The 15,602-nt window shown below is 51.5% G+C and carries 14 protein-coding genes and 1 riboswitch; all 14 genes read right to left on the bottom strand.

From position 1 onward, the window contains the following. Nucleotides 1-292: 292 nt before the first annotated feature. Nucleotides 293-1,990, bottom strand: coding sequence for a phospho-sugar mutase (locus AAIG11_RS10165; protein ID WP_343186142.1), 1,698 nt, complete (start codon nt 1,988-1,990; stop codon nt 293-295). Between the two features lie 99 nt (nt 1,991-2,089). Continuing rightward, nucleotides 2,090-2,446: a rod-binding protein gene (locus AAIG11_RS10170; protein ID WP_343186143.1), complete on the bottom strand. Its 357-nt coding sequence runs from the start codon at nt 2,444-2,446 to the stop codon at nt 2,090-2,092. Nucleotides 2,447-2,496: 50 nt separating this feature from the next. Continuing rightward, nucleotides 2,497-3,291, bottom strand: a complete 795-nt coding sequence (flgG, locus tag AAIG11_RS10175) for a flagellar basal-body rod protein FlgG (protein WP_343186144.1) — start codon at nt 3,289-3,291, stop codon at nt 2,497-2,499. A 62-nt stretch (nt 3,292-3,353) separates the two neighbouring features. Then, nucleotides 3,354-4,439, bottom strand: coding sequence for a flagellar hook-basal body protein (locus AAIG11_RS10180; protein ID WP_343186145.1), 1,086 nt, complete (start codon nt 4,437-4,439; stop codon nt 3,354-3,356). A 214-nt stretch (nt 4,440-4,653) separates the two neighbouring features. Further along, a complete protein-coding gene (gene mreB, locus AAIG11_RS10185) occupies nt 4,654-5,679 on the bottom strand; it encodes a rod shape-determining protein (RefSeq protein WP_283408891.1) in 1,026 nt (341 codons plus the stop codon). 162 nt (nt 5,680-5,841) lie between these two features. Further along, nucleotides 5,842-6,279 (bottom strand): NusG domain II-containing protein, encoded by a 438-nt coding sequence (locus AAIG11_RS10190; protein WP_343186146.1) that lies wholly within the window; start codon nt 6,277-6,279, stop codon nt 5,842-5,844. A gap of 110 nt (nt 6,280-6,389) precedes the next feature. Beyond that, nucleotides 6,390-9,386 carry a response regulator gene (locus AAIG11_RS10195; protein ID WP_343186147.1) on the bottom strand — a complete coding sequence of 999 codons (2,997 nt, stop codon included), beginning with the start codon at nt 9,384-9,386 and terminating at the stop codon, nt 6,390-6,392. Nucleotides 9,387-9,571: 185 nt separating this feature from the next. Next, nucleotides 9,572-9,657, bottom strand: a riboswitch (cyclic di-GMP riboswitch). 248 nt (nt 9,658-9,905) lie between these two features. Continuing rightward, nucleotides 9,906-10,316, bottom strand: coding sequence for an ATP synthase F1 subunit epsilon (atpC, locus tag AAIG11_RS10200; RefSeq protein ID WP_343186148.1), 411 nt, complete (start codon nt 10,314-10,316; stop codon nt 9,906-9,908). An 8-nt stretch (nt 10,317-10,324) separates the two neighbouring features. Next, on the bottom strand, nt 10,325-11,722 hold the full coding sequence (gene atpD, locus AAIG11_RS10205) for a F0F1 ATP synthase subunit beta (RefSeq protein WP_343186149.1): 1,398 nt from the start codon (nt 11,720-11,722) through the stop codon (nt 10,325-10,327). A 36-nt stretch (nt 11,723-11,758) separates the two neighbouring features. Then, entirely contained in the window at nt 11,759-12,679 is a 921-nt protein-coding gene (gene atpG / locus AAIG11_RS10210) for an ATP synthase F1 subunit gamma (protein ID WP_343186150.1), read from the bottom strand. An 18-nt stretch (nt 12,680-12,697) separates the two neighbouring features. Next, nucleotides 12,698-14,215, bottom strand: coding sequence for a F0F1 ATP synthase subunit alpha (gene atpA / locus AAIG11_RS10215; RefSeq protein ID WP_343186151.1), 1,518 nt, complete (start codon nt 14,213-14,215; stop codon nt 12,698-12,700). Nucleotides 14,216-14,235: 20 nt separating this feature from the next. Continuing rightward, nucleotides 14,236-14,784, bottom strand: a complete 549-nt coding sequence (atpH, locus tag AAIG11_RS10220) for an ATP synthase F1 subunit delta (protein ID WP_343186152.1) — start codon at nt 14,782-14,784, stop codon at nt 14,236-14,238. Continuing rightward, complete coding sequence (atpF, locus tag AAIG11_RS10225; RefSeq protein ID WP_343186153.1) at nt 14,772-15,278, bottom strand: F0F1 ATP synthase subunit B; 507 nt, start codon at nt 15,276-15,278, stop codon at nt 14,772-14,774. The genes atpH and atpF overlap by 13 nt, the downstream gene beginning before the upstream one ends. Nucleotides 15,279-15,334: 56 nt before the next feature. Next, entirely contained in the window at nt 15,335-15,601 is a 267-nt protein-coding gene (atpE, locus tag AAIG11_RS10230) for an ATP synthase F0 subunit C (RefSeq protein ID WP_283408883.1), read from the bottom strand. Nucleotide 15,602 lies beyond the last annotated feature (1 nt).

Here is a 15,602-nt window from a genome sequence, read left to right on the forward strand (position 1 = left end):
AGATGAGTCTGGCGGGTCTGCCGTCGGTCAACTCACTGGTTGATGGTTGCTATCATAACAAAAAATAACAAAAAAGACAACAGGCCTTCCATTAAGAGAAGGCCCTATTGAAACAAAGGGGGATGATGATCGTCGGTCGATCACTAAACTCAGTATAGCACTTCTTTTTAATAAATGGTGGTTTGTTATGGGTCCTTAACACAACTGTAATAATTGTCACATTCGTGACATTCAATCGTCATATTGATGGTTCGTTTGGTGGATCTGAAGCACTTAAACCTGCTGAATCACCTCATTTGACCAGCTGGTTCATGGCGGCCATCCAGGTGTCCAGCTGCTGTCGGGAAGCTTCCAGACTGCCGGTGCAGACACCAGCATAAATCTTCAGTTTGGGCTCGGTGCCCGAAGGTCGAAGCGCCACCCATCCCGCTTCTCCCAGAATCATTTTAATCACGTTGGCCGAGGGGAACCCTGCCATGTTTTCATAGTCTTCCACCGCTGTCACAGAAGTACCTCCAAGGGAACCCGGGGGATTCTGGCGAAACCGGTTCATGATGGCATCGATTTTTTCCATGCCTTCCTTCCCCTTGAGGGTGATGGAAACCAGGTCTTCCATAAAATAGCCGTAGGTATCATAGAGCCGGAGCAGTCCTTCATAAAGACTGAGCCCTTCCACCGCGTACACCGCCGCCATTTCAGCGATGAGCAGGGCAGCCACCACCGCATCCTTATCCCGGGCATAGGTGCCGGAGAGATACCCGTAACTTTCTTCATATCCAAAAAGAAACTGCTTTTCACCGGTGGTTTCATAATGTTTGATGCGGTCACCGATGTATTTGAACCCTGTCAGGGTGTTTTCCATTGAGGCCCCCTGGGCTTTGGCAATAACAGCTCCCATTTCGCTGGTAACGATGGTTTTCACCACCAGGCTGTTTGCCGGCAGCATGTCCTTTTCCCGGCGGGTGCGGATGATATAATCCACCAGCAGGGCGCCTGTCTGGTTGCCGGTGAGTACCACATAGTTCCCCTCCCGGTCTTTCACCAACGCGCCCACCCGGTCACCGTCAGGGTCGGTACCAATGATCAGATCGGCTCCCTCTTTTTCCGCCAGGCGGATGGCCAGCTGGAAGGCGGCTTTTTCTTCAGGGTTGGGCGATTTCACCGTGGAAAAATCCGGATCAGGCACCGCTTGGGAAGGTTCTACCAACACCCGGCGAAACCCGGCCCGTTTCAAGGCTTCCGGCACCAGTTTGGCGCCTGTGCCATGAAGGGGAGTATACACTACCTGAAAAGTATCTGCCACCTGTTGCACTGCGTCCTGACGAAGACTCTGGCTGAGAACCGCTTCCAAATAAGCTTCATCCATCGAGGCATCCAGCTCCTGAAGCCGACCCGATTGCCGTGCTTCAGCTTGTGGGATTACTTTCACAGCCTCGAAGCCATCGATGGCCTGAATGGCCGCTGTAATGGCATCGGCAATGGCCGTGGACACTTGGGCGCCGTCTTCCCAGTATACCTTGAATCCGTTGTACTCCGGCGGATTATGACTGGCCGTAACCACGATACCGGCAATGGCATCACGGTTTCGAACCGCAAAGGATAACTGAGGCGTGGGGCGCAGGTCGTCAAAAATATAGGCGGTGATATGATTGGCCGCCAAAACGCAGGCTGCCTCCAGGCAGAACTCCCGGGACATGTGCCGGCAGTCGTGGGCGATGACCACCCCGCGCCGGGCGGCGGATTCTCCGTGCTGGAGAATGTAATTGGCCAGTCCCTGGGCAGCCTTGCGTACCATGTAGACATTCATCCGGTTGGTGCCGGCACCCAGAATGCCCCGAAGACCACCGGTGCCAAAGGTGAGCTCTTGAAAAAAACGGTCTTCAATTTCTTTTTCATCACCTTCAATGGCTTCCAGTTCCCGTCGGGTGGCTTGGTCAATGGCGGGGCTGGTTAACCATAACTCGTATCGCTTTCGTGTGGATTGATCCATACTGACGCCTCCCATCTTTCATCTCTATGGTCTTATTCTACCACAGGGAGTGCTGTTCCACTCACTTTTGCGGGCAAAATAAAAACTCCTGAAAAATCATCAGGAGTCTTTTTTGACGGGTGCCACGGTCACGGCTGTCAGTTGCTGGTACAGTTGCTGCGCCAGGCCGATGCCCCGGCCCTGAGCCATGGACTTGGCCAGTTCTTCATCATGCATTTCTTCAAAAATGCCCCTGGCGTGGGATTTTTCCACAAGCCCGCCTTCTTCCACCCCATTGCGCATTTGCTTCAGCATGATATTCAGGAAGATGGCCTCAAACTCGCGACAGGCTTCCCGAAGCTTTTCCTGTTCCTCGGGGGTTCCTGCCGTTGCACCAGATGCCCCCTGGTGAATGCGGCTGTTTTCCTGAAGCTGCTGCTGCCGCTGAATTTGCAGCATGGTTTCATCAATGGTCATTCCATCACCTCATTCCCTCAAGAAGAAACGCCCCTCACCGGTCAACCGGATTAACGGCGCAGGTTATTGGCCATTCCCATCATTTCATCAGAGGTCTGAATGGCCTTTGAACTCATTTCGTAAGCGCGCTGGGCGGTGATCATGCGCACCATTTCATCTACCACCTGTACATTGGAGGTTTCCAGGTATCGCTGGCGAATGCGGCTGGTACGCTCTTCCCCTTCCATGGGGATCTCTTCGCCGGAAGCCACTGTCTGGGCAAACAGATTTTGTCCTTTTGCTTCCAACCCCTGAGGATTCAAGAATCGAGCCATCTTCAGCGTGCCAATTTCTTCAATTTCACCATCTTCATTGATGGCGGTGATAAGCCCCATTTCCGAAACCGACAGATCCCGCAGCCCTTCACCAATCACAATGAGATCATCAAATTCTGACATGACAAAATACCCGTCGGAAGTGACCAGCGCAGTTTCTTCTCCGTCAACACTGAGTTTGAAAGCACCGTCACGGGTATAGTAGGGCTGGCCGTCAGGGCCTTCCACCACAAAAAAGCCTTCGCCGTCGATGGCCATATCCAACGGATTATCGGTGGCTTCCAGATTGCCCTGAAGAAAAAGACGGGCAGTGGAAGTGGGCATCACGCCATGGCCCATCTGCAGATGCACCGGACTTCCCTGGCCTTCCGCCAGATGGTTGCGGCGAATGTTGGCATACAACAGGTCTTTGAATTGCATCTGCTGTTTTTTGTAACCGGTGGTATTCACATTGGAAAGGTTGTTGGCAATCAGGTCGATGTTCAGCTGCTGGGCTTTCATACCCGTGGCGGCTGTCCAGAGTGCTCTCATGGGTCATCCTCCATTCTTTTTCCTGAGCTTCATTACAAGCTGCCGGCATTTACATCAGGTCATCACTTTCCGATTTCGTTGATGGCCTTGCCGATGACTTCATCATAGGTGCGCACCACCCGGGAACCGGCTTCATAGGAACGCATCAGGTTGATCATTTCCACCATCTGATCGATGGCATTCACATTGGCTCCCTCCAGAAAACCCTGGAGTACTTGTCCCTCAAAGGGAATAGGTTCCGGTTCAAGTCCCTCTTCAAACCGGTACAGGCTTTCTCCTATCTTGCGAAGATCTTTCAGATTGGCAAAGTCCACCATCTCCAACTGATCCCGCACTTCGCCATTGACCAGTACCCGGCCTTCGGGGGTGACGGCAAAATCTTCTCCGTCCACCAGAATGGAGGTGCCGTTCACACTTCCCAGAAAATAACCGTCCTGGGTGACGATATCCCCGTTTTCATTGAGGGTGAAATGCCCGTCACGTGTGTAGAACATTTCCTCGGGCTGGTCTGGCTTGTAAACCACAAAAAAGCCGCTGCCGGAAATCGCCAGATCAAGAGAATTCCAGGTTTGCTCCAGAGATCCCTGAGAGAAATCGGTGGCAAATTTTTCCAGCCGCTGGCCACTGTTCATGGTGCCGATAATGGGACCTGCCGGTCGGCGCAGCAGGGTTGCCACCGACTCTCCGTCAACCAGCACCTGGCCCCGGTTATCCACTTCCAGCTGACCCTCGGGCACCTGAATCCGGTTGCCCGAAGCGTCCAGTATGTAATTTCCGTAGCGGGCCACAATCTGGCCAGTGGCGTCCCGCTCATAGGTGCGGAGAAACCCTTCTTCATCGGGTGCGAAGGCAATGCTTTTCTGAAAACTGTTACCCAGGCGGGTGGAAACCGCAAAAAAACCACCGGCGGTATCAAGCCGGAATCCTGTTCCGTCCTGTATCACATTAACCTGGGTATTGTTGCTGTAGGGTCGATTGGCTTCGGTGCCGTTCAGTTTTGAGATGAGCACTTCGGGAAAAGCCTCGGTGATCACCAGGTCACGCTTATAAGCCGTGGTGTTGGCGTTGGCCATGTTGTTGGCTGCCGCATCCAGCTGCTTTTGTGAGGTGTTCATGGTTGAAACCGCGTTATAAAGTCCTCGAAACATGGGAATCCCCCTTTTCGGGCAGTGTGTCGCTACCGTTTGCATCTTCCATTTGTTTGACTGAATTTCCATAGAGTGGAATGCCTTTGAGCAGATGTGAAAAATGCCGATCACATTCCTTCAGGGAATTTATCGGCATTCATCAGGCTATCTTTAATCTTTTTCCGAAAAACCCTTCCTGCCACCCGCTTAGGGGCAACGGTAGGGAAAGACTTTTTCAGCGGTCGCCATGGCGCCGGGATCCCCGGGCCTGGGCCAACACATGGATGGAGTTCAACGCTTTTCCCGTTCCCTTGGCCACACAGCTGATGGCATCTTCTGCCACAGTGACAGGAATCCCCATGCGGGCCTGTACGTATTCGTCCAAGCCATAGAGCAGGGCGCCGCCGCCGGTCATGATGATCCCCTGATCAGCAATGTCAGAAGCCATTTCAGGAGGCGTGCGTTCCAGCACGGAGTGGATGGCATCTGAAATGGAAGCAATGTTCTCTTCCAGAGCATCCATCATTTCTTCGCTGGTGATTTCAATGTTCACCGGAAGACCAGAAACCAGGTTTCGGCCCCGCACATGCATGGAAACCCGCTCGGTACGGCTGACAGCTCCGCCGATGTTGATTTTCAGTTCTTCAGCAGTACGTTCACCAATCATAATGTTATGGGTTTTGCGCATGTAACGGATAATCGCCTCGTCGAACTTATCGCCGGCAATTTTAATGGAGTTGCTCACCACGATGCCTCCCAGGGAGATCACCGCCACATCGGTGGTGCCGCCGCCAATGTCCACAATCATGTGACCCACTGGCTGGGTGATGTCCAACCCGGCCCCAATGGCTGCGGCTATGGGCTCTTCAATAAGGTAGGTGGTGCGGGCACCGGCTTCGTTGGTGGCATCAATCACCGCCCGTTTTTCCACTTCTGTCACCCCACTGGGGACACATACAATGATTTTTGGCTTAAAGAAAAGCTTTTTACCAACGGTTTTCTGTATAAAGTATTTCAGCATTTTTTCAGTGATTTCGTAATCGGAAATAACGCCATCTTTTAATGGACGAATGGCCACAATGTTACCTGGTGTGCGCCCCAGCATTCTGCGGGCTTCCCGGCCAACGGCCAGTACCTGATTGGAGTATTTATCGATGGCCACCACAGAGGGTTCCTGAAGCACAATTCCCTTTCCTTTGACAAACACCAGCACACTGGCCGTTCCCAGATCAATGCCAATATCCGGAGATAATCCTAACATGGTATTCCCACCTTCTGTTTTCTGATTTCTGTTCCTTCTGTTTCCTTGGTTGTTCCACGCCACGTGATTGCTGGCGGTTCCGGCACCATCAAAGACGATGCTGATTAGCCATCTTTCAGTATAGCAGAAGAAAGCTCCGGGGACAATTCCCAATTCAGCTTTTTAGTAAACAAGGGTGTCAATTTCAGGTGTATCTTCGGGAATTTCATCGAACTCGATGGTGATATAAAGGCGAATGGGCAGTGAGATGATCATTTGGTACGGCTCCCGGATCCATCCCATGTCTGCATGAATGGACAGGGGTGATATTTCCTGGGGCAGCCGCTGCAGGCGCACCGCGCCATCCAACACTTCCAGGGTGGCGGTAAAGTCACGGCCGCTCACTTCGATGGGAAAGTCGATGATTTCCAGTGCGTCTGTTTCTGGCATGGGGATGCGGTGAATCACCTGCCCATCCATGGTCACCACAATGGTTTTTCCATTGCCCGACGCCTCTCCCAGCATCAGGGGCACGGCAAAAAGAGCCCCGAGACTCACCAGGGCCACCAGCACAATCAGTATGATATCTCCCGGCTTCACGGGATGAAAACGCTTCAGCATCATGTGATTCCTTTCCGGCCCTTTTTCCTTCGGGGAAACGGGCTGCCACTTAGGCTACCTTCTGATTATATCGAACCCCCCCGTGAAAGACAAGCGAAAAGGGTTTAGCATCATTCTTTGGGTTGACTTATCCAATTTTTCTGATTGTACATTCTCAATGTTTCTTTTAGTTCATCAAAATGAAAAGGTTTGGCCAGAAATCCATCCATGCCCGCTTCCAGGCATTTCTCCCGGTCTCCAGGCAATACTTTTGCGGTGACAGCAATGATGGGTGTGGCTCTACCCTGCGCTCTCTCGATCTGCCGGATCCATCTGGTGGCTTCATAGCCATCCATCACAGGCATCTGACAATCCATCATAATCATTTGGTACTCAGTCTCTTTCACCATATCCAAGGCCGCCTGCCCATCTATGGCCGTGTCCACTTTGCATCCCATCTTTTCCAAACTCATTTTTGTCACCAGCCTGCTGGAGAAGTCGTCATCCACTACCAGTATTTTGAACGTTGGGGGAGTGGCCTTTTTAGCTTCACAACAATCCTGTTCCATTGGATACACATCTTCTCTTGATTCTCGGGGCAAACCAAGGCAGCAAATCAAGGTAAACGTACTTCCCTTTCCTGGAGTGCTGACAACCGCCAAGCTTCCCCCCAGCATAGCAGTCTGTTCCTTAGCCACAGCCAAACCCAACCCCAAACCCCCATAGACCCGGGTGTGAGATTCATCTACTTGGCTGAACTGTTGAAAGATGTAGTCCATCTTTTCCGATGGAATACCGATACCTGTGTCTTTGACATCAAATCTGACATTGATGCGTTCATAGGGCATCGCATCTTCTGCCGGTCTGACGGATATCTCAACAAGACCGACATCTGTAAATTTAACCGCATTTCCCACTAAATTTCCCAAAATTTGTTTCAGTTTGAAACGGTCACCCACCAATTGTACCGGCAGCTCCTTGGCTACAGTTGCCTTTAAATGCAGCTTCTTGTGTGCAGCAGCCGCTTGGTGAAGGCCAATGACTTCATCGATGAATACTTCCAAGTGGAAGGTTTCTTCTATGATCTTCTGTGTTTTCTTTTCCAAGCTTGTATAATTCAAGATATCCCCCACCACTCGGGCTAATGACCGGGATCCTTCCATGGCAATATGAACAAACTCTTGCTGTTCTTTATTAAGATCAGTGGATCTCAGCAACTGAATCATTCCCATAAGCCCATTAAGAGGTGTTCTTAATTCATGGCTCATATTGGCCAAAAACTGGGTTTTGGCTTTATTGGCAGCTTCTGCTTCTTCCTTTGCCCGGGTTAACTCCAAGGTCGCTTTTCTTTTTTCTGTCACGTCATCTATGATCACAGCAAACCTGTTGGTTTGGGGAGAGTAAGCTTTCACCTGAAAGTATTTATCCAGTTCAACTGAATATGCTTCAAACTCTCGGGATATGCCAGTAAGCGCAACTTCACCGTATTTTTGAATCCAGTAGGCTTCTGTGTCTGGCAGCACTTCCAGCACGGTGCGCCCAATCAGGTTTTCTTGGCGCAGGCCAGTGATCTGCTGATAACTGTCGTTGACACTTAAGAAACGATAATCCACCGGTGTTCCCTGTTCATCGCATATGATTTCATGGAGGGCCAGTCCCAGCTGCATCTGTGAAATCAGCAGGCTGGATTCCCGTTCTTTTTCCACCAGCTGCTGACCGAGAGCCTTATGGGCTAAAGCTTCTCCAATCATTGCAGCCACTACCTCCAACAGCTCCACCATCTCCCGGGAAAGCGATCCGGAACGGGTGTCTGCCAGGTATAACAGTCCCACGATGTCTTCTTTTTCCCGCAAAGGAATCAGCGCCAGGGATGCATACTGTCGATTAAGGCAACTGTTTCGCAACTTGAAAGCCAGGTGTTCAGAGGACTCTTCGTTGAACACAACACCCAGCTCATTGGTCCAAAGGCTCCCCATGGGTGTCGTGTTGGGATGATCTGCCGGCATATTCCCGGACAACACCTGACCACACATACAGGATAAGAAGGGGTGGCCATGTTCATCCCGGAGCACCGCCCCATCCCCATCATGGATCAAGAGGGTATTAAACACATCTTCTTCCAACTTATGCCTGCCGGTTCGAACCATAAAGGGGTAGTCCTCCCCCTTTTTCAAACGAATACCCACTACTTCAAAGCCAGCATATTTCTGGATGGTTTCCGATACATGATGCAGGGTGGTGTCCAGATCCATTTTTTGATTAAAAACTTGGAGTACTTTCCACCCCAGTTCCCTGTAAAGATGAGCCAGGTACTGGCTGGTGATGTCTGTCATGGTGCCCAGGGTTATGTGAGTGGCGTTTCCCTGGCTGTTTCGAAGGGTTTTCCCCCGGGACAGCATCCACACCCAAGTGCCATCTTTTTTTCGGATGCGAAACCTGTTTTCATAGATACCAGGGGAGCCGTCAGCAATGTATTGATTAAATCCTTCCATTTCTCCTTCCCGGTCTTCCGGGTGAATAATTCCGCTGAAAAAAGAAGGGCTGGTGAAACCTTCTCCGTCAGTGTAATCCGCCGGATCGTATCCCAGATAGGTGAAATAGGTGTCGCTGAGGCGTTCCATTTTCTTTCTGTCATCATATTCCCACACACCTGTGTTGGTGGCATCCAGAATTGATTCGTAACGGGACTCCATATGCTTAACCGCATTCTCACGGTTTAAGAAATCCGTCACATCCCGAAAGTACTCCACCACACCGGTAATATGTCCCCCTTTGTCACGCAGTGGAGAAGCAACGACTTGCAATGTTCTATTGTGGTTGTCCTGATCATGGAACAACTCTGTTTTTTTAACCAGTGTGCCGGTTTTGATGGCTTCCAGTGCATGGCAATGATTGCAGGGCTCCTGCCGGCCATAGTGCACCTGGTAGCAGGGTCGCCCGATTTCCTCCCGATTTTTGCTCCACCGACGGGTAGTCTCATTCTGCAGTTGAATGATCAAGTCCAGATCCATCACCCGAATACCGTCCTGGATGGCATCTATCACGGATTGCAACTGCTGTTGGTCTTTTTGATAAGCCCTTCTTGTGATCTGCTTTAATTTTTGTTTGTTTATCTTAAACTTCTTCATAGCGTGCCTCCTGCTTGCTTATCTCCAGCTTGTATATTTCCGTAGCTACTGCCTTTTACTGCCGAAACCAGAAAGTGAAGTGCCTTACACCAAAGATCCTGGCTATGAAGTCTTCGACATTTTGATCATTTCGTCTGCAAAATATCATCACCATGACGCACAGTAATTAAATAAAAACGACCACTAAAAAAAGTGGCCGGTTACGCTACTCACTCCTCCAGGCTCATAAGCGTCCAAATTTAAGCCGGGATTCTTCGTGTCCAATAATAAAAGTATCTGCTTTTGTTGTAAACCGACTTTTTTGATTGATTAACATTTCTCAAATCATTGATATCTTGCTATTATTATACCACTTCATCATTAAAACAAATACTTTAAAATAGTCGATTTTGCTGCAAAATAATAGTGAACCTATGACGTTGTGTGACTATTGACCCCAAAGAAAAAGACCACCGCCGGAAAGCGATGGTCTTAGCTTGCATAATGGGTCTTATCACCTGATGAGTCTTATCACTGGTTCTACTTTTGATGATGTTCGTACTGTTGGATTCTGTTAAGTGCTTTGGTGAGGGCAGCCTTGGCCCGGTCGATGTCCACCTGGTCCGACTTAGCCTTCAACCGTTCCTCTGCCCGTTCCCGGGCTTTTCGGGCGCGCTGGATATCGATTTCTTCAATCCACTCCACCGCTTCTGTGATCACCAGTGCGTGGTCGCCACGAATTTTCAGCACGCCGTCGGCACAGGAGGCTTCTCTCACTTTGCCTTCCTGAACAATTTTGATGCGTCCCACTGCCACCGGCGCCACCATGGGAATGTGCTCATTCATCAGCCCCACGTCACCGGAAGCGGTGCGCACCACTGCCATGTCTACTTCTTCGTCCAGAAACACTCTGTCTGGCGAGACAATTTCAAGATGCAGTTTCGCTGCCACAGGGTCACCTACTTTCCAGCTTTCGCTTTTTCCCGGGCTTCTTCAATGGTGCCCACAAAGAGGAAGGCAGATTCGGGCAGATCATCATGTTGCCCGTCCAGGATTTCCCTGAAGCCCCGAATGGTGTCTTTCAGCGGCACATACTTTCCTTCCATGCCGGTGAACTGCTCTGCCACGTGGAAGGGTTGTGACAGGAATCGCTGCACCTTTCGGGCGCGGGCCACAATAAGCTTATCTTCCTCAGACAACTCGTCCATACCCAGAATGGCAATGATGTCCTGGAGTTCTTTGTAACGCTGCAGCACCGATTCCACGCCGCGGGCCACATCGTAGTGCTCCTGGCCCACAATCACCGGGTCAAGAATCCGGGAGGTGGAATCAAGAGGATCCACTGCTGGGTAAATGCCCAGCTCGGAGATCTGTCGGGAAAGAACAGTGGTGGCATCCAGATGGGCAAAAGTGGTGGCCGGTGCCGGGTCTGTCAGGTCATCCGCCGGTACGTAGACTGCCTGTACCGAGGTGATGGAGCCCTTCTTGGTGGAAGTGATCCGCTCCTGAAGCACGCCCATTTCTGTGGCCAGGGTGGGTTGGTAGCCCACGGCACTGGGCACACGGCCCAACAGTGCCGATACCTCCGAACCTGCCTGGGTGAAACGGAAGATGTTATCGATGAAAAGGAGGACATCCTGCCCCTCTTCATCCCTGAAATACTCGGCCATGGTGAGACCGGTGAGCCCCACCCGCATGCGGGCCCCCGGCGGTTCGTTCATCTGACCATACACCAGGGTGGTTTTGTCGATAACACCAGATTCAATCATTTCGTAGTAGAGGTCGTTGCCTTCACGGGTTCGCTCCCCCACACCGGCAAACACGGATAGTCCGCCGTGTTCTTTGGCAATGTTGTTGATGAGCTCCATGATAATAACGGTTTTGCCAACGCCGGCGCCACCGAAGAGACCAATTTTACCACCCTTGGAGTAGGGGGCGATGAGATCAACTACTTTGATCCCTGTTTCCAGAATTTCTGTGGCGGTTTCCTGATCTTCAAAGGCAGGTGATGGCCGGTGAATGGGAAAATGATGCTCTGATTCAACCGCTCCCTTTTCATCCACAGGTTCTCCCAGCACGTTCATGATGCGGCCCAAAGTGGCTCTTCCCACTGGCACAGTGATGGGGCCGCCGGTGTCAGTGCCGTCCATTCCCCTCACCAGTCCTTCGGTGGAACTCATGGCCACGCACCGAACCGTGTCGTCGCCCAGATGCTGGGCCACTTCGGCAATGATTTTTTCATCATCTTTATAAATTTCAATGGCGCTGAGCAGTTCCGGCAGCTGTTCGTTTTCAAACTTTATATCCAATACAGGGCCAATGATCTGCACCAGTTTTCCGATGTTTCCTTTCGGCATTGCTTCCCCTCCTTTTGCTTGTCCGTACGGCGACGCCTATTTCAGCGCCTCCGCACCGCCGACAATTTCGGCAATTTCCTGTGTGATCGCAGCCTGACGGGCCCGGTTATACTGGAGCTGCAGCTTGTCGATCATGTCTTCCGCATTGCTGGTGGCACTTTCCATGGCCACCCGGCGGGCTGCCTGTTCACTGACGGCTGATTCCATCAATCCACCGTAAATCATACTGTCCAGATAGCTGGGGACCACCCGTCCCAGCACTTCTGCATCTGAAGGCTCATAGATGGCGAGTTCCCAGTCATCTTTAGCTGCTGCTTCACGGCGCATCTGTTCTTCTTCCATCAGACTTTTATCGGTATGGAAGCAGGTTTCCAGCGCTTCCTCATCCAGGGGCATCAGCTTCAGTACTTTGGGTTTGTAACTGATGGTGCTTTCAAAGTGGGTGTACACCAGGTAGATTTCGTCCACTTCTTCTGCCTGGTATTTTTCCAGACAGAACCGTCGAATTTCTTGGGCGTCAATGAAATCAGGCACTTCTGCCAGACCCAGGTAAGACCGGGGAACTTCCACTTCACGCCTTGAAAAATAATCCCAGGACTTCTGCCCCACCGCCACTACACAAGTGGCTTTTTTTTCCTGCATATGTTCCCAGGCTTGTTTCACAACATTTGTGTTGTAACCGCCGCAAAGACCGCGGTTGCCCGCAATGACAATGTAACCGGTTTTATTGATGGTTTCCCGGGGGGTTACCAGAGGATGTTCTGTCCCCTGAAGCTCTCCCAGAAATCCCAGCACTGCCTGCTTCCATGCCCGGGTAAAAGGCCGGGATTCTTCCAGTCTTCCCCGGGTTTTTCGCAGTTTTGCCGAGGCCACCATTTCCATGGCCTTGGTGATTTGTCTGGTACTCTTGACACTTTTGATGCGGCGTTTGATGTCCCGCATTCCTAATCCGGCCAATGGGTCACCTCCTGTTCCTTATTCCTTTTCTTTCAGGAACTCAACCTTGTATTCCTCAATGGCTTTTTTCAGGGTTTCTTCCGTGGCTTCATCCATGGCACCCTGTTCGCGAATGGTTTTGCCAACTTCCGGGAAATGGCTGCGCATATAGACCATGAGACCGGCTTCGAAATCACGGATGTCTGTGACTTCCACGTCTGCCAGATACTTGTTGGTGACCGCATAAATCATCATGACCTGTTCTTCCACCGGTACCGGCTGGTACTGGGGCTGTTTCAGGATTTCGAGGATGCGTTCCCCCTGGGCCAGTCGTTCCTGGGTTTCTTTATCCAGCTCAGAGCCGAATTGGGCAAAGGCTGCCAGTTCCCGGTACTGGGCCAGTTCGAGGCGCAGTTTTCCTGCCACTTTTTTCATCGCTTTGATTTGGGCGTTTCCACCCACACGGGATACAGAAATTCCCGGGTTCACCGCAGGACGCACCCCAGAGTAGAACAGCTCTGACTCCAGGAAAATCTGACCGTCGGTGATGGAAATCACGTTGGTGGGAATATAGGCCGAAACATCTCCTGCCTGAGTTTCAATGATGGGCAGTGCTGTCAGTGATCCAGCACCCCGCTCATCACTGAGTTTGGCAGCACGTTCCAGCAGGCGGCTATGTAAGTAAAATACATCGCCCGGATACGCTTCACGGCCCGGCGGACGGCGAAGCAGCAGTGACATGGCCCGGTAGGCCACCGCATGTTTTGACAGATCATCGTAGATCAACAGCACGTGCTTGCCCTGCTCCATGAACTCTTCACCCATGGCACAACCGGCATAGGGAGCTATAAACTGGAGCGGTGCCAGCTCACTGGCAGTGGCTGCCACAATAATGGTGTAATCCATGGCACCGTGGCGATTGAGAACATCCTGAATTTGGGCCACTGTGGAGTTCTTTTGGCCAATGGCCACATAGATGCAGATGACATCGGTGTCTTTCTGATTGATGATGGTGTCAATGGCGATGGCAGTTTTCCCCGTTTGCCGGTCACCAATGATCAGCTCCCGCTGGCCGCGGCCAATGGGAATCATGGAGTCGATGGCTTTGATACCAGTTTGCAGCGGTTCATGAACAGATTTTCGGGCAATGATGCCCGGGGCTACCCGTTCCACCACCCGGAAGTTGTCCGTTTGAATGGGACCCTTGCCGTCTATGGGCTGTCCCAGGGCGTTGACCACCCTGCCCAAAAGGGCTTCACCTGCGGGGACCTCAACGATTTTCCCCGTCCGTTTCACCATGTCGCCTTCTTTAATGTGTTCATCGGAACCCATGAGCACGCAGCCCACATTGTCTTCCTCAAGGTTCAGCGTCATTCCGTAAACATCGCCGGGAAAGACCAGCAGTTCACCGGCCATACATTTTTCAAGCCCGTGAATCCGGGCGATCCCGTCGCCCACCTGAATAACGGTGCCCACTTCCTGGTAGTCCAGTTGGTTTTCGTATCGTTTGATCTGTTCCTTGATCACCGAACAGATTTCTTCGGGTCTGAGATTCATTGTGCTTTTCACCCCTCACTTTATACAATCATTTGTGTCAGATCCTCTTTCAAGAGGTTCAGACGGTTACGTACCGTACCGTCGATCACCCGGTCTCCCATCCGCACCATGACACCCCCGATGATGGATGCATCCACCTGGTTGGTAAGGGTCACTTCCCGACCCGTCAGAGTACTGAGGGAAGCAGCCATACTGGCCTGAGCGGTTTCGTTCATGGGAACGGCTGTCACGGCAACGGCTTCCATCCGGTTTTCCAGCGCTTCTGTCAGCTCTTCAAAAACGTGTACCATGCCTTCAAAAGAAGCTTCCCGGCGCTTGTCCACCAGAATCATGAGAAAATGATACAGCTCTTGGCTGATTTTTTCTTTGAACAGTTCTGTGATAAATTGTTTTTTCTCCCGGTTTCCCACCACAGGAGAGGCGAAAAAACGGGCAAAGTCAGGCACCTCATGAATGGCTTGCTGAATACCCTTCAGTTCCTGGAGCACAGCGGCGGCATCGGTGGTTTCCGATTCCTGTACAGCCTGGAAAAGAGCTGTGGCGTAGCGCTTAGCCACTAATGCTGCCATTTTTCACGACCTACCTTTTCAATGAACTTCTGAATCATGGCATCATGCTTTTGCTGATCCAGTTCCTGTTCCATGATCTGAGCAGCCGCCAGTACCGCCAGTTCAGAAATCTGATTTTTGAACTCGTTGATAGCTTTTGTTTTTTCCCGTTCAAGATCCAACCGGGAACGTTCTTCCATTTTTCGAATTTCTTCGCGGGCTTCCTGAATCAGAATTTCGCCCCGTTCCTCACCCTTGCGGGCAGCTTCTTTCAGCATTTCATTCCGTTCTTCCCGAACGCCTGCCAGCTTTTCCTCATACTGGGCCTTCAGTGCCAAGGCTTCTGTTTCTTTTTCCTGTGCGCCGGCCAGCTGGTCTTCGATGCTCTGTGTCCGCTTGGCCATGAATTCAGTCACCGGCTTAAAGAGGAAATGGCGCAAAAGTAAGAAGATGACGATGGTGTTAATGATCTGAAACACAAAGGTCCAACCCGGTTCAACCAATCCTTGCTGCATCGTGTTGCCTCCTTTCCGGAAAATCAGTCAGACTGATTCCGCCGATGTATTTTGCTCTACAGCATGCCCACCAGCGGGTTGGCAAACAGTAGAATCAGCGCAATGATCAGACCGTAAATACCGGTGGTTTCCGCAACAGCCGCTCCCAGCAGCATGGTTCTGACGATGTCACCCTGTGCTTCCGGCTGACGCCCCACACCTTCTGCGCCTTTACCGGCCGCATACCCCTGACCGATCCCGGGGCCGATCCCTGCAATCATGGCCAGTCCTGCGCCAATGGCGGAAGCCGCCAGTACTAATGCTCTACCTGTAATTGGTTCCATA

Origin of the sequence: Anoxynatronum sibiricum, assembly GCF_039414295.1 — a bacterium.
Taxonomy (GTDB): domain Bacteria; phylum Bacillota; class Clostridia; order Peptostreptococcales; family Tindalliaceae; genus Anoxynatronum; species Anoxynatronum sibiricum.

Coding starts and splice junctions, on each gene's coding strand:
- AAIG11_RS10165 (WP_343186142.1), bottom strand. CDS start 1,990: ATGGATCAATCCACACGAAAGCGATACGAGTTATGGTTAACCAGCCCC.
- AAIG11_RS10170 (WP_343186143.1), bottom strand. CDS start 2,446: ATGACCATTGATGAAACCATGCTGCAAATTCAGCGGCAGCAGCAGCTT.
- flgG (WP_343186144.1), bottom strand. CDS start 3,291: ATGAGAGCACTCTGGACAGCCGCCACGGGTATGAAAGCCCAGCAGCTG.
- AAIG11_RS10180 (WP_343186145.1), bottom strand. CDS start 4,439: ATGTTTCGAGGACTTTATAACGCGGTTTCAACCATGAACACCTCACAA.
- mreB (WP_283408891.1), bottom strand. CDS start 5,679: ATGTTAGGATTATCTCCGGATATTGGCATTGATCTGGGAACGGCCAGT.
- AAIG11_RS10190 (WP_343186146.1), bottom strand. CDS start 6,279: ATGCTGAAGCGTTTTCATCCCGTGAAGCCGGGAGATATCATACTGATT.
- AAIG11_RS10195 (WP_343186147.1), bottom strand. CDS start 9,386: ATGAAGAAGTTTAAGATAAACAAACAAAAATTAAAGCAGATCACAAGA.
- atpD (WP_343186149.1), bottom strand. CDS start 11,722: ATGCCGAAAGGAAACATCGGAAAACTGGTGCAGATCATTGGCCCTGTA.
- atpA (WP_343186151.1), bottom strand. CDS start 14,215: ATGAATCTCAGACCCGAAGAAATCTGTTCGGTGATCAAGGAACAGATC.
- atpH (WP_343186152.1), bottom strand. CDS start 14,784: ATGGCAGCATTAGTGGCTAAGCGCTACGCCACAGCTCTTTTCCAGGCT.
- atpF (WP_343186153.1), bottom strand. CDS start 15,278: ATGCAGCAAGGATTGGTTGAACCGGGTTGGACCTTTGTGTTTCAGATC.
- atpE (WP_283408883.1), bottom strand. CDS start 15,601: ATGGAACCAATTACAGGTAGAGCATTAGTACTGGCGGCTTCCGCCATT.